Below are 13,460 nucleotides of genomic sequence, written 5' to 3' on the forward strand. Positions count from 1 at the left end.
GGGACTCCAACACCATGGCTATCTTCCTCACCAAGGACAGCAAGGTCATCGTCCAGGGGATGACCGGCGCCACGGGCATGAAGCACACCAAGCTCATGCTGGCCGACGGCACCAACATCGTCGGTGGCGTGAACCCGCGCAAGGCGGGCACGTCCGTCGACTTCGACGGCACCGAGGTACCGGTCTTCGGCTCCGTCGCCGAGGCGATCGAGAAGACGGGCGCCAACGTCTCCGTCCTCTTCGTGCCGCCGGCGTTCTCCAAGGCCGCGGTCGTCGAGGCGATCGACGCCGAGATCCCGCTCGCGGTCGTCATCACCGAGGGCATCGCCGTTCACGACTCCGCCGCGTTCTGGGCGTACGCGAACGAGAAGGGCAACAAGACCCGGATCATCGGCCCGAACTGCCCCGGTCTCATCACCCCGGGCCAGTCCAACGCCGGCATCATCCCGGGCGACATCACCAAGCCCGGCCGCATCGGTCTCGTGTCCAAGTCCGGCACGCTGACCTACCAGATGATGTACGAGCTCCGTGACATCGGCTTCTCCTCCGCCGTCGGCATCGGTGGCGACCCGGTCATCGGTACGACGCACATCGACGCCCTCGCGGCGTTCGAGGCGGACCCCGACACCGACCTCATCGTGATGATCGGCGAGATCGGCGGCGACGCCGAGGAGCGTGCCGCCGACTTCATCGCGAAGAACGTCACGAAGCCGGTCGTCGGCTACGTCGCGGGCTTCACCGCCCCGGAGGGCAAGACCATGGGCCACGCCGGCGCCATCGTCTCCGGCTCCTCGGGCACCGCCCAGGCGAAGAAGGAGGCCCTGGAGGCCGCCGGCGTCAAGGTCGGCAAGACGCCGACCGAGACCGCCAAGCTGGCGCGCGAGATCCTCGGCGCCTGATTCAGGCAGCCGCACCACGCGTGAACGGCGCGGGCCCGCACCCCTTTCGACCAGGGGTGCGGGCCCGCGCCGTTCGTCCTCCACCGCTCAGGGAATGCGGGGCACCAGCCGTTCCGGGCCGTGCGCCAGCTGCTCGCTCAGCGACTTCTGCAGCTTCAGGTCCTGCGCGGTGAGCTTCTGCGGACCACCGCGCGGCGGTACGCCCCCGACCCGTTCGCCGGGGGAGATCGGCGGCTCGTAGTGGGTGGGCGCGGTGTGCAGGGTCAGTCCGGTCACCGCGATGAGCAGGGCGACGCCCGCGACGGCGGCCCGGGTCCACAGCCTGGCCTTGTTCTCGCTGCCGGTGCGCACGGCACGGGCCGGCTGCGGTACGGGTACGTGCTCGGCGCGGGCGAGGCCGCCGAGCCGGTCGTGCAACAGGGCCGACTGTTCGGCGGGCGATGCGGCGGCCGTCAGCTCGGGAAGCCGCTCGGCGACGGCGGCACGGGCGGTCATCAGCCGGCCCGCCGCCGCCGGAGTGCTGGCCTCCGTCTCGGCCGCCGTCTCCGGCAGATCCAGGCCGACCCCGTCATAGAGGAGCAACGTCCGCCGGTAGGCCGGAGGCAGGTCGAGCAGCGCGTCGAACAGCGCCCGCTTGCCCGGCTCCGTGGGCGGGGCGTCGGCGTGCCGGTGCGTGCGGCGCAGCCGGTGCCAGGGGGACATGGCGTACTCGTACGCCGCCGCGCGCACCCAGCCGGCCGGGTCCCGGTCGACGGCGACCTCGGGCCAGCGCTGCCAGGCCAGTTCGAAGGCGCGCTCGACGGACTCGCGGGCCAGGGCGCGGCGGCCGGTCAGCAGGTAGGTCTGCCGGACGAGGCCGGGGGCGGTGCGGGTGTACAGCTCGTCGAACGCCTCGGCGGGCGAGAAGGGCCGCTCGCCGGTCGCTCCGGTCCGGGCCTGGGCCTCCGCCTCGGCGTCCGTCTCGGTCTCGGTCTCCGCGTCCGCCGCCTCGGCCGGGGGTGCGGCCGGAGTTTCCGGGGCGGCTTCAACGATGGCCACCGGAACTGCCGGAACTGCCGGAACTGCCGTCGGATCTGCCGGAGCCGGTGCGGCCGGAGCCGGGGCGGTCGTGGGTGCCGGGGGCGCCGTCGGAGCCGGGGGCGCTTCCGGTTCGGGCGCGATCAGCTTCGCGTACAGCGCGCGCTTGCGTCCGCGAGGGCTCGTGCGCCCCGTCTCCCAGGAGCGCACGGTGGCGCGCGTGACACCGACCGCCGCCGCCACCTGATCCTCGCTCAGCGATTTCGCCTCGCGCAGTCTGCGGCGCTCCTTGGGGGAGGGCAGCGACGGCGCGGCGGCCTCGTCGGTCGTGCTCCGGGTCATGGACGACCCCCGGCAGCGCCGCACTGGGTGAAAAAGTACATAAACGTATATTGAGCGACACGGCGGCTCTTCGCGCGTTACGCGGGATAAGCGCGTGTCGTTGGGAGCATGGGCCGCGTGACCCAAATGACGCAACGCAGCCCGAAGGTGACGGCCGAGCGGAACCGCACCCTCGCCCTGGCCTCCGCCCTGGTGCGGGGCGCCGTCGCCGCCGGGCTCGGCCTCGGGTCGCTGACGGTGCTGGTCATGGTGGTGTGGATCAGCTCCCCGTACCCGGACAGCGGACCGGGCGGGGCGCTGCGCGCGGCCGCCGGGGTGTGGCTGCTGGCCCACGGCGCCGGACTCGTACGGCCCGACACCCTGAGCGGCGTTCCCGCCCCCGTCTCCATGGTGCCGCTGCTGCTCGTGCTGGGACCGGTCTGGCTGACGCACCGTGCGGCGCGCGATGCGGCGGAGCAGGAGGAGGGGCGGCCCAGGCCTTCGCAGGCGGGCGCGTTCTGCGCGGTGACGGCCGGCTATCTGCTGGTCGTGGCGGGTGCGGCGGCCTACGCCCGGGGCGGTTCGCTGCGCGCGGACCCGGACACGCTGGTGTTCCCGGTGGCGCTGGTGGTGGCCGGTGCGGCGGCGGCCGGGGTGTGGACGGCGGCCGGGCGGCCGTTCGGTCCGCTGCCGTCCTGGTCGCCCCTGGCGCTTCAGGAGGCGTTCGCGCGGACGCTCTTCCGCAACCGGGCCGGGACGGCCTGCCGTTCGGCCGCGGTGGGCGTGACGGTGCTGCTCGGCGGTGGTGCGCTGCTGGTCGCGGTGGCGCTCGGCCGGAACGCGGCGGTGGCCCAGAACGACTTCCTGGCGCTCGCGGGCGACTGGTCGGGCCGGTTCGCCGTGCTGCTGCTGGCCGCCGCACTCGTGCCGAACGCCGCGCTGTGGGGCGCCGCGTACGGGCTCGGGCCCGGCTTCTCGCTCGGTACCGAAGCCACCGCCACTCCGCTGAGCCTCGACGGCACCCCGGCGGTCCCCCACTTCCCGCTGCTGGCGGCCGTGCCGGACCAGGGCCCCGGCACCCTGCTGAACGGGGCGGCCCTGGCGGTGCCGGTGGCGGCCGCGCTGGCGGTCGCCTGGTGCACCGTACGCAGGGCGGCCCCGGCCGACGCGCCGCGCGCGCAGGCGTGGAGCCCGCGCGAGACGGCGCTGGTCACCCTGCTCGCCGCGCTGGGCTGCGGCCTGGCGACGGCGCTGCTCACGGCGGTGGCCGGCGGGCCGCTGGGCACCGGGGCGCTGAGTGCGTTCGGCCCGGTGTGGTGGCTGACCGGTCCGGCGGCGCTGGCGTGGACCGCGGTCGTCGGCGTACCGGCGGCCCTGCTGCTGCGGCTGTGGCGGCTGCGCACCCCGGGCTGGGCCTGGCGCAGGGACGTGGACCTGGACGCGGAGACGGGCGTGGATGCGGACGGGGGCGTGGCGGAGATGGAGGAGCCCTCGGAAGCGGCGGACCAGGAGGAGTTCGCGGGGCGTCCGCGCCGCTGGTGGGCGCCGTGGCGTGGGCGGGGCGGCGCGGCGGACGAGGAGGAGGGCGAGGCCGGCGACGCGCGGCCGGGCCGCACCGCGAACCCGGCGGCCGCGACGGATGCCGCTCCGGGCGCTGTTCCTGCCCCCGGCCCGGCACCCGAAGCGGCCTCCGGCGCGCTGCCGGGCGGGGCGGCGGGCCGGGACGAGGCGGGGTTCGAACCGTACGACTTCCTGCCGACCGACCCCTGGCACGGGAAAGACCTCAGGGAGGCCCGGTGGGCCTCCCTGAAACGGGGCTCCGGCGGCCTGATGGCCGACTTCCCCGCCGATCCCGCCGCCGACCGCCGCACCGGCCGCCCTGCGGCGGAGCCGGACGGACCGGGTGCTACTCCTTGACGCCGAAGAGCGGCTCCAGCGGCTTCGGCAGCTGGTCGTTGCAGGCCAGCGCGGCCGTCTTGGTCAGGGCGTCGTTCACGCAGGTGTAGTAGTCGCGGTAGACGAGCTGCACGGTGTACGTCGTCGCCACGATGAGCAGCGCCAGCAGGGCGGCCACCAGGCCGCCGACGGCCGCCGTGGTCTGCTGCCTGCCGCTGACGCCCTGCGCGGTGGCGAGGGGCGAGGCGGGCGAGGGCCCGGCGGGCGCGGTCCCGGGTCGGCCGTCCACCGTGGCGCCCGTGCCCGGGCCCGTACCGGAGCCGAAACCGGACCCGGTGCCGGTCCCGTTCCCTGTCCCGGAAGCGTCCCCGGCCGTTCCCGTGCGGTCCGTCGCGGACGTGTTCTTCAGCGGGGTGCGGAGCGCGCTGATCGCCCAGTACGTCGAGAGCGCGCCCAGCAGCAGGGCGATCTCGGTGAAGTCGAACAGGGCGAAGAAGAGGGCCCAGATACCGCCGAGCACCGCGTAGCGGGCGCGCCGCTGCGCGGGGTCGGTGGGGTCCCAGCGCATGCCGCCGGGACCGCCGCGTTCGGGTCCGCCACGGCCGTTGCCGCCGGAGCCGTTGCCGCCGGGGCGGCCGCCGAAGCCGCCGTCGCCCCGGCCGGGCTGCTTGTTGCTCCACTGGCTGCCCCAGGCCGGGCGGTCGCCGGAGGAGCCGTCGCCGTTCCCTTCGGAGCCGCCGTTCCCGTCCGAGCCGTCGGATCCGTTCGACGCCGAGGGGCGGCGCGGCTGCCACGGCTGGTCCGGGCGGTCCGCGGGCGGCGCGGCGAACGGGTTGTCCTCCTGCGGCTTCCCGGCGGAGCCGGTGGCCGAGGAGGAGTCCGGCGGAGAGGACCGGCGTTCCCGCATCAGCAAGGGGGAGCGCTCGGGCAGGGGGAGGTGGAAGGCGGTGCGACGGCGTCGGTCCGGCATGTGGTGAACGTCTTCCCCATCTCGTCATGTCCGTCCGAAGGACGGTTCGACCGCCCGGTGGACGGCTCGCTGTCCCCTGACGCTACCTCTCGGCCCGGCCCCCGTCCCGTGGGGGCCGCCCGGTGTGCCGGTATCGTTGCTGACGGTCGGCCCGTTCGTAGGGTTCCCCGTATCGGGCGAAGCGATTCTTTCGTACGACCCTACAAAGAGTTCGCCGCACCTGCGTCACCCCGCGGTCATCACGTGAGAAAGGGCCCCGACGTGGCCTCCCCGCCTTCCTCCGCCTCTCCCGCCCGGCTGGTCGTGCTGGTCTCCGGATCCGGCACCAACCTCCAGGCCCTGCTCGACGCCATCGGCGACGACCCGGCGGCGTACGGGGCGCAGGTCGTCGCCGTCGGTGCCGACCGTGACGGGACCGGCGGTCTGGAGCGGGCCGAGCGGGGCGGAATCCCCACGTTCGTGTGCAAGCTCAAGGACCACGCGACGCGTGCGGAGTGGGACGAGGCGCTCACCGCGGCCGTCGCCGAACACCGCCCGGACCTCATCGTCTCCGCCGGTTTCATGAAGATCGTGGGCCCCGCGTTCCTCGCCGCCTTCGGCGGCCGGACCGTCAACACCCATCCCGCCCTGCTGCCCAGCTTCCCCGGCGCCCACGGAGTGCGTGACGCACTCGCGTACGGCGTCAAGGTCACGGGCTGCACCGTCCACTTCGTCGACGACGGCGTCGACACCGGTCCGATCATCGCGCAGGGCGTGGTCGAGGTGACCGAGGAGGACACCCCGGAGGGCGAAGCCGCTCTCCACGAACGCATCAAGGAAGTCGAGCGCACGCTGCTCGTCGAGGCCGTGGGGCGGATCGCCCGTGACGGCTGTCGCATTGAGGGACGAAAGGTTCATCTCGGTCATGTCGGTGAATAAGCCCATCCGCCGCGCCCTGGTCAGTGTCTACGACAAGACGGGGCTCGAAGACCTCGCCCGCGGTCTGCACGAGGCGGGCGTCGAGCTCGTCTCCACCGGCTCCACCGCCGGGAAGATCGCCGCCGCCGGAGTGCCGGTCACCAAGGTCGAGGAGCTCACCGGCTTCCCCGAGTGCCTGGACGGCCGCGTCAAGACGCTGCACCCCCGCGTCCACGCCGGCATCCTCGCCGACCTCCGCCTGGACGCCCACCGCGAGCAGCTCGCCGAGCTGGGCGTCGAGCCCTTCGACCTGGTCGTGGTGAACCTCTACCCGTTCAAGGAGACCGTCGCCTCGGGCGCCTCCGACGACGAGTGCGTCGAGCAGATCGACATCGGCGGCCCCTCGATGGTCCGCGCCGCCGCCAAGAACCACCCGTCCGTGGCCGTCGTCACCAGCCCCGAGCGGTACGCCGACGTCCTCGCCGCCGCCAAGGCCGGCGGCTTCGACCTCACCGCCCGCAAGCGGCTCGCCGCCGAGGCCTTCCAGCACACCGCCGCCTACGACGTGGCCGTCGCCTCCTGGTTCGCCGACGACTACGCGGCCGCCGACGACTCGGGCCTCCCGGAGTTCCTCGGCGACACCTTCGCCCGCAAGAACGTCCTGCGCTACGGCGAGAACCCGCACCAGCCCGCCGCGCTCTACACCTCCGGCGACGGCGGTCTCGCCGAGGCCGAGCAGCTGCACGGCAAGGAGATGTCCTACAACAACTACACGGACACCGACGCCGCCCGCCGCGCTGCCTACGACCACGCCGAGCCCTGCGTCGCGATCATCAAGCACGCCAACCCGTGCGGTATCGCCATCGCCGACGACGTCGCGACCGCGCACCGCAACGCGCACGCCTGCGACCCGCTCTCCGCGTTCGGCGGCGTCATCGCCGTCAACCGCCCGGTGACCGTCGAGCTGGCCGAGCAGGTCGCGGAGATCTTCACCGAGGTCATCGTCGCCCCGGCCTACGAGGACGGCGCCGTCGAGGTGCTGGCCCGCAAGAAGAACATCCGCGTGCTGCGCGCCCCCGACGCCCCGGCCGCCGCGTTCGAGGTCAAGCCGATCGACGGCGGCGCGCTGCTCCAGGTCGCCGACCGCCTCCAGGCCGACGGCGACGACCCGGCCAACTGGACGCTGGCCACCGGCGAGGCGCTCTCCGAGGCCGAGCTGAAGGAGCTGGCCTTCGCCTGGAAGGCCTGCCGCGCGGTCAAGTCCAACGCGATCCTGCTCGCCAAGGACGGCGCCTCGGTCGGCGTCGGCATGGGCCAGGTCAACCGCGTCGACTCCGCCAAGCTCGCCGTCGAGCGGGCGGGCGCGGAGCGGGCGGCCGGTTCGTACGCCGCCTCCGACGCCTTCTTCCCCTTCCCCGACGGCCTGGAGATCCTCACGGCCGCCGGTATCAAGGCCGTCGTCCAGCCCGGCGGATCCGTCCGCGACGAGCTGGTCGTCGAGGCCGCGAAGAAGGCGGGCGTGACCATGTACCTCACGGGCACGCGCCACTTCTTCCACTGATCGCCCAGGCGTCTCCCGGCGGCCGCACCCCTTTCCCGGGGTGCGGCCGCCGTCGTGTCCGGCGTGCGGAATCCGCTCGCCGCTCTGTTCTAATGACACGGCCGTATCCGATGAACGGCCGTGGAAATCCCTAGCGGGGGCAGTCACCGTGCTTGAGCTGAACAAGAGTGGAACGGACCGGTCGGGGCCGGGGCGCCTGCCCGCCCAGGACCCGGGGCCCGACGCCGCCCCGGATACCCGCCCGGCGGCCGGCTCCACGGGCCCGGACGCCGCCGCCGAACGCGTACCCCTGCGCCCGTACCTCATCGCCGGCGCCGTCCTGTGCGCGCTCTACTTCCTCTACGCGTACTTCCAGTACAGCCGCTTCGGCTCGCCCTCCTGGGACCTCGGGATCTTCGAGCAGGAGGTCAGGGCGTACGCCGCCTTCGACGCGCCGGTCGTCGACATCAAGGGCCCCGGCTATCTGATCCTCGGCGACCACTTCTCCCCGATCGTGGCGCTGCTGGCCCCGCTCTACTGGCTCTGGCCGTCGGCCGAGGCCCTGCTCCTCGCCCAGGCCGCGCTGTTCGCGCTGGGCGCGGTCATCGTCGGCCGCACCACGCAGCAGCTCCTCGGCGGACGCTCCGGGCTCTGCGTCACCGTCGCGTACGGGCTCTCCTGGGGCATCCAGGAAGCGGTGAAGGCCGACTTCCACGAGATCGCCTTCGCCGTGCCGCTGCTGGCCCTCGTCTGCCGGGCGCTGCTCCTGAAGCGGTACACGGCCGCGCTCCTGTGGTCGCTCCCGCTGGTCCTGGTCAAGGAGGATCTCGGCGCGACCGTCGCCGTCGTCGGCTTCCTGCTCTTCGTGTACGGGCGCCGCCTCCAGGGCGCGCTGCTCGCCGCCTTCGGGGTCGCCGCCTTCGCGGTCACCCTCATGGTCCTCATCCCGGCGGCCAGCAGCGCGGGGACGTACGACTACTGGCAGAAGATCGACAAGAACGGCGAGCAGGACGTCTCGATGCTGGACTCCGTCCTCGGCGTCCTCAACTCCTCCGTCAAGATCGAGATGCTGGTCTTCCTGATCGGCATCACCGCGTTCATGGCGCTGCGTTCACCGCTGACGCTGCTGATCGTCCCCACGCTCGGCTGGCGGCTGCTCTCGCAGGACAGCAACCACTGGGGCATGGTCTGGCACTACAGCGCGATCCTCATGCCGGTGCTCTTCCTCGCACTGGCCGACGGCGTCCGCCGCAGCCGCGACTCGCGACGGCCCTGGCTCGCCTCGTACGCGAAGGTCGCCGTGCCCGTCGCGGCCGCGATCGCCGTCGCGATGACCCAGCATCTGCCGCTGCGCGATCTGCTGCGCCCGGAGACCTACCGCACCGACGACGCCCGCAGCCAGGCGGCCCGGGCGGCGCTGGACGCCATCCCGGCCGGGTCGCGGGTCGAGACGGACATCACGCTGATGGCCCACCTCACCTCCGACCGCACCGTCTACTGGGTCGGCGGAGCCCCGGGCACCGCACCCGACATCGTCGCCATCAACCTGGACTTCGGCTGGTCCCGCCCGATCCAGGACCCGGTGGCGTACGCCGAGCAGCTGCACCCGGAGGCGCGCTACCGGCTCAAGCACCGGGGCGGCAGCTTCGTGGTGATGGAGCGCACGACGCCGGAGCCGGCCGAGATCCCGGGCGTACGCGAGGACTGAACGCCGGACACGGAGGAAGGCCGCACCCGGCAACCGGGTGCGGCCTTCCTCCGTACAGGGTGCTGCGGCGGGTCAGTTGGCCTTGACGACCACGGACGAGCAGACCTTGTCCGCGAACGTCTGCTTCTTCTCGTCCCAGAGCGGCCACAGCCAGCCGATGTAGCAGGCGATGCTGTCCAGGAAGTGGGCCAGCCGGCGCACGAAGGCCATGCCGAAGCCCAGCGGACGGCCGTCGGCCTCGCGCAGCACGCGGATGCCCACGGCCTTCTTGCCGATCGTCTGGCCGGTGGTGCCCTCCTGGTACAGCTGCCAGATGGCGAGACCGATCAGCGCCACGAAGCCGAGCAGGGCGAAGATCGCGCCCACGGAGTCGCCCATGGCCCCGCCGATGCCGCCGAGGATGAAGTAGGGGACGCCGACGACGAGGCCGTCGATGATCAGCCCGCCCGCCCGCAGACCCCAGTGCGCCAGCTCCGGCATGCCGCCGCCGTAGCCGGGCTGCTGGCCGCCGTAACCCGGCTGCTGCGGGTAGGCCCCGTACGGCTGGCCGGGCTGCTGGGGGTAGCCCGGCTGCTGCTGCGGGTAGCCGTAGCCCTGCTGCGGGACGCCCTGCGGAGCCTGCTGCGGGTAGCCGTAACCGGGCTGCCCCTGCGGCTGGCCCTGAGGCGGCTGGCCGGGCTGCTGCCCGTACGGATTGTTCGGGTCGCCGAAGCTCATAGGGGTGTTCCTTCAACAGACGTGTGGGGACGAGATGGCCACACGGAGGAAGGACATCGATCAGCGGCCCGCCCCCCGTACAACCGCGGCCTTCATCGTTATAAGCGGAACCCGCGTTTGTCCAGTCCGGGCCCCCGGACGTTGTGCAAGTGCAATCTCCGGTACGGGGGTGGCACCGGCAATTGGTATGCGGGCGGGGTCATCCGCGAGGATGGGCCCATGACTGCCCAGATTCTCGATGGCAAGGCCACCGCTGCCGCGATCAAATCCGATCTGACCGTCCGTGTGGCGGCACTCAAGGCCCAGGGGATCACTCCCGGCCTCGGAACCCTGCTCGTCGGGGACGACCCGGGCAGCCGGTGGTACGTCAACGGCAAGCACCGTGACTGTGCCCAGGTCGGCATCGGCTCCATCCAGCGCGAACTTCCCGACACCGCCACGCAGGAGGAGATCGAGGACGTCGTCCGGGAGCTCAACGCCAACCCCGAGTGCACCGGTTACATCGTCCAGCTGCCGCTGCCCAAGGGCATCGACACCAACCGGGTCCTGGAGCTGATGGACCCGGCGAAGGACGCCGACGGGCTGCACCCGATGAGCCTCGGCCGACTCGTCCTCAACGAGACCGGCCCGCTGCCCTGCACCCCGCAGGGCGTCGTCCAGCTGCTGCGCGCGCACGGCGTGGAGATCAACGGGGCGCATGTCGTGGTCGTCGGACGCGGTGTCACCATCGGCCGGTCGATCCCGCTGCTGCTGACCCGTAAGACGGAGAACGCCACGGTGACCCAGTGCCACACCGGCACCCGGGACCTCTCCTCGCACCTGCGCCAGGCCGACATCATCGTCGCCGCCGCCGGGGTGCAGCACCTGATCAAGCCCGAGGACGTCAAGCCGGGCGCGGCCGTGCTCGACGTCGGCGTCAGCCGGGACGCGGACGGCAAGATCGTCGGCGATGTCCACCCGGGGGTCCGCGAGGTGGCCGCCTGGGTCGCCCCGAACCCCGGTGGCGTCGGCCCGATGACCCGTGCGCAGCTGCTGGTCAACGTGGTCGAGGCGGCCGAGCGGGCCGCCTCCGAGGCCGCCGACGCCGCCGCCGCGGGCTGACAGCCCGGATCCGGAGGGAACCCCATGGGTGCTGGTACGAGTCCGGCCGAGGACGAGGCTTCGGGCAGGGCCACCGACGAAGCCCCGGGCACGGCTTCGGGCGAAGCCACGGTCACGGACGCGGCCACGGCCGCCGACAAGGTCTCGGGCAAGGACGCCGAAGGGGCCGCGGGCAAGGCCACCGCGGCCGGGCCCGTGGTCGCCGGGCGGCCCCGCCGGTCGCGGCGGTTCCCCCGGTTCACCCGGGACACCGCCCGCCCCGAGGGCGGCGGCCGGGCGGCGTCCGGCGACGCGCCCGCCCCGGCCCGGCAGTGGCCCCTGCTCACCGTGCTCTGCGCGGCGGGCCTCGGCCTGCTGATCGTGGTCCTGGACCCGTTCGACGAGGCGTTCCGCGTCGGCACCATCCTGATCGGCGGCGCGCTGATCGGCGGCGCCGTGCTGCGCTGGGTGGTGCCGTCGGTCGGGATGCTGGCCGTACGTTCCCGGTTCACCGACCTGGTCACGTACGGGCTGATGGGCACGCTGATCGTGCTGCTCGCGCTGGTCGCGCAGCCCAAGCCGTGGCTGGACGTCCCGATTCTGGAGGACGCGGTCCGCTTCACGATCCGCTAGGGCCTGTCGTAGTCCCCTAGGACCTGTCGTAGACGGATCGGCCCGGGACCGCCGGACCGTGGTGCCCGTCCCCACCCCCGAGGAGGGACGGACACCACGGCGGAACGGGGCCACCGGGCAGGAAGCCCCGGTATGCGGCGAGATGGGAGGCCTTGCCCCGTCCGGACTCCAGCGTCATGGACATGAAAGGCCGGAACAAGCGCTCACTGTGGCCTGTGGCACGGAAGTGACCATTCCGGCACGGTGTGATCGCCGCGCAACGATGGCAGACTGTCACGGCACACAGAGCGGCACGGAGCAAGCAGGCAGAGCAGTGGCCGGAACAGCGATCGGGGCGCGTAAAGATGCGCACTCCGTCCCGAATGCTCCCGTGCGCCCCCTCGTCAGGAACTGACACCCTGGTTCCGCGCATCCTCGTGGGTAGTCCCGTTGACGGTCCGGAACGGACCGACAACGGACGGACCGGGGGAGGCGCGGGTCGGGGGACCCGGCGCAGCGGGGAACAGCAAGCACGTCCGGGGGACATGAGGGGGGAAACGCGATGCCTCGTTGGAAGGCACTGCCCGAAGAGCTCGACCCGCAGATCAGGGAGTTCGCCAGCCAGCTGCGCCGGCTCGTCGACCGCAGCGGACTGAACATCAACGCGGTGGCCGACCGCACGGGTTACAGCAAGACGTCCTGGGAGCGGTATCTCAACGGGCGGCTGCTCGCCCCGCGCGGGGCCGTCGTGGCGCTCGCCGAGGTGACGGGCACCCCGCAGCACCACCTCACGACCATGTGGGAGCTGGCGGAGCGGGCCTGGAGCCGGGCCGAGATGCGGCACGACATGACGATGGAGGCCATCCGCATCACGCAGGCCCGGGCCGCGCTCGGCGAGCTCGGCCCGACGGGTCCCGGCGCCCCCGACGCTCCCGGAGGCGGCCGCTCCGGCCGGTCCTCCACCGGGGGCCGGCACAGCGCGTCCGGATCCGGCGCACGGGTTCCCGCCGCTGGCGGCCCGGCCGGTACGGACGCCCCGCCCCGCGACGCCCACGGCAAGGGCCCGTACGGCGGCGGGGCCTACGTGCCCGGCGACGACGACACGCGCCGGCTCACCGTCCCCACCCAGCGCGGCGCCGCACCGTACCCCGCCCCCCGCCAGGACCGGCCGTACGGCGGCGGGCCGGACCAGGCCGGGCGACGGCCGGAGCGGAACCCGGCGGAGAACGGCAGCGGAGGCTCCGGCCGGAGCCCGGGCGGCACCGGACCGGGCAAGGCGCCCGGCGGCCGGCGGAAGGGCGCCATGCTCGCCGTCGGGGCCGTCGGCGCGCTGATCGTCGTGGTCGGCGCCGTGCTGCTCGCCCCGGGCGGCGACGAGGCCGCCAAGGCCACCCCGCCCCCGTCGGCGGCCCCCACCACGGCCGCTCCCGAGCTGCCCGTGGGCGTCGAGTGCAGCGGTGCGGACTGCACCGGGCAGGACCCCGAGGCGATGGGCTGCGGCGGCGAGTTCGCCCGTACGGTGGCCAGCGCCGTGGTCGGCGGCAGTAAGGTCGAGGTCCGCTACAGCGAGGTCTGCGCCGCCGCCTGGGCCCGTCTCACCGAGGCGGCGATCGGCGACACCGTGCAGATCACCGGAGGCGAGGACCCCCAGAACGGCGAGGTCATGGGGGACACCGACGCGTACACCCCGATGGTCGCGGTGAAGAAGGCGTCCGACGCGAAGGCCTGCGCGACGCTCACCTCCGGTACGAAGGGGTGCACCGACCCGGGCGAGTGACACCGGGCCGGTGGGTCCGTCGCGTC

At 73.4% G+C, this 13,460-nt stretch carries 11 protein-coding genes; 8 read left to right on the forward strand and 3 right to left on the reverse strand.

Annotated elements, in window-relative coordinates:
• Positions 1-14: 14 nt before the first annotated feature.
• Positions 15-899 (forward strand): succinate--CoA ligase subunit alpha, encoded by an 885-nt coding sequence (gene sucD / locus KV381_RS23295; protein ID WP_030084502.1) that lies wholly within the window; start codon positions 15-17, stop codon positions 897-899.
• An 87-nt stretch (positions 900-986) separates the two neighbouring features.
• Here the strand turns inward: sucD and KV381_RS23300 are convergent, their stop codons facing one another.
• Positions 987-2,258, reverse strand: coding sequence for a helix-turn-helix domain-containing protein (locus KV381_RS23300; protein WP_218786119.1), 1,272 nt, complete (start codon positions 2,256-2,258; stop codon positions 987-989).
• Between the two features lie 126 nt (positions 2,259-2,384).
• On the opposite strand from KV381_RS23300, the gene KV381_RS23305 reads away from it, so the two are divergent.
• On the forward strand, positions 2,385-4,154 hold the full coding sequence (locus KV381_RS23305) for a DUF6350 family protein (RefSeq protein WP_218787283.1): 1,770 nt from the start codon (positions 2,385-2,387) through the stop codon (positions 4,152-4,154).
• Here the strand turns inward: KV381_RS23305 and KV381_RS23310 are convergent.
• Positions 4,144-5,103, reverse strand: a complete 960-nt coding sequence (locus KV381_RS23310) for a hypothetical protein (RefSeq protein WP_218786121.1) — start codon at positions 5,101-5,103, stop codon at positions 4,144-4,146. The genes KV381_RS23305 and KV381_RS23310 overlap by 11 nt on opposite strands.
• Positions 5,104-5,364: 261 nt before the next feature.
• On the opposite strand from KV381_RS23310, the gene purN reads away from it, so the two are divergent.
• The 3 genes from purN (at position 5,365) to KV381_RS23325 (ending at position 9,248) form a co-directional block, all read left to right on the forward strand.
• Positions 5,365-6,021, forward strand: a complete 657-nt coding sequence (gene purN, locus KV381_RS23315) for a phosphoribosylglycinamide formyltransferase (protein ID WP_218786123.1) — start codon at positions 5,365-5,367, stop codon at positions 6,019-6,021.
• On the forward strand, positions 6,008-7,561 hold the full coding sequence (purH, locus tag KV381_RS23320) for a bifunctional phosphoribosylaminoimidazolecarboxamide formyltransferase/IMP cyclohydrolase (protein WP_218786125.1): 1,554 nt from the start codon (positions 6,008-6,010) through the stop codon (positions 7,559-7,561). Before purN ends, purH begins: the two co-directional genes overlap by 14 nt.
• A 148-nt stretch (positions 7,562-7,709) precedes the next feature.
• Positions 7,710-9,248 carry a DUF2079 domain-containing protein gene (locus KV381_RS23325; RefSeq protein ID WP_218786127.1) on the forward strand — a complete coding sequence of 513 codons (1,539 nt, stop codon included), beginning with the start codon at positions 7,710-7,712 and terminating at the stop codon, positions 9,246-9,248.
• A 72-nt stretch (positions 9,249-9,320) separates the two neighbouring features.
• Here the strand turns inward: KV381_RS23325 and KV381_RS23330 are convergent, their stop codons facing one another.
• A complete protein-coding gene (locus KV381_RS23330; protein WP_030084513.1) occupies positions 9,321-9,965 on the reverse strand; it encodes an RDD family protein in 645 nt (214 codons plus the stop codon).
• 219 nt (positions 9,966-10,184) lie between these two features.
• Between KV381_RS23330 and KV381_RS23335 the strand changes: the two genes are divergently transcribed.
• From KV381_RS23335 to KV381_RS23345, 3 genes are all read left to right on the forward strand, one after another.
• A complete protein-coding gene (locus KV381_RS23335; RefSeq protein ID WP_030084515.1) occupies positions 10,185-11,066 on the forward strand; it encodes a bifunctional methylenetetrahydrofolate dehydrogenase/methenyltetrahydrofolate cyclohydrolase in 882 nt (293 codons plus the stop codon).
• 24 nt (positions 11,067-11,090) lie between these two features.
• Positions 11,091-11,678 (forward strand): DUF3017 domain-containing protein, encoded by a 588-nt coding sequence (locus tag KV381_RS23340; RefSeq protein ID WP_218786130.1) that lies wholly within the window; start codon positions 11,091-11,093, stop codon positions 11,676-11,678.
• A gap of 541 nt (positions 11,679-12,219) precedes the next feature.
• The gene (locus tag KV381_RS23345; RefSeq protein ID WP_193463405.1) at positions 12,220-13,434 is read left to right on the forward strand and encodes a DUF2690 domain-containing protein; all 1,215 of its coding nucleotides are present in this window, start codon (positions 12,220-12,222) and stop codon (positions 13,432-13,434) included.
• Positions 13,435-13,460: the final 26 nt, after the last annotated feature.

It is taken from the genome of Streptomyces sp. WY228 (assembly GCF_019287315.1).
GTDB classification, from domain to species: domain Bacteria; phylum Actinomycetota; class Actinomycetes; order Streptomycetales; family Streptomycetaceae; genus Streptomyces; species Streptomyces caviscabies.

What these genes read in the sequence shown, in the direction of transcription:
- KV381_RS23335 (WP_030084515.1), top strand. Translation starts at nt 10,185, where the DNA reads ATGACTGCCCAGATTCTCGATGGCAAGGCCACCGCTGCCGCGATCAAA.
- KV381_RS23310 (WP_218786121.1), bottom strand. Translation starts at nt 5,103, where the DNA reads ATGCCGGACCGACGCCGTCGCACCGCCTTCCACCTCCCCCTGCCCGAG.
- KV381_RS23330 (WP_030084513.1), bottom strand. Translation starts at nt 9,965, where the DNA reads ATGAGCTTCGGCGACCCGAACAATCCGTACGGGCAGCAGCCCGGCCAG.
- KV381_RS23305 (WP_218787283.1), top strand. Translation starts at nt 2,385, where the DNA reads ATGACGCAACGCAGCCCGAAGGTGACGGCCGAGCGGAACCGCACCCTC.
- sucD (WP_030084502.1), top strand. Translation starts at nt 15, where the DNA reads ATGGCTATCTTCCTCACCAAGGACAGCAAGGTCATCGTCCAGGGGATG.
- KV381_RS23300 (WP_218786119.1), bottom strand. Translation starts at nt 2,258, where the DNA reads ATGACCCGGAGCACGACCGACGAGGCCGCCGCGCCGTCGCTGCCCTCC.
- purH (WP_218786125.1), top strand. Translation starts at nt 6,008, where the DNA reads ATGTCGGTGAATAAGCCCATCCGCCGCGCCCTGGTCAGTGTCTACGAC.
- KV381_RS23345 (WP_193463405.1), top strand. Translation starts at nt 12,220, where the DNA reads ATGCCTCGTTGGAAGGCACTGCCCGAAGAGCTCGACCCGCAGATCAGG.
- KV381_RS23340 (WP_218786130.1), top strand. Translation starts at nt 11,091, where the DNA reads ATGGGTGCTGGTACGAGTCCGGCCGAGGACGAGGCTTCGGGCAGGGCC.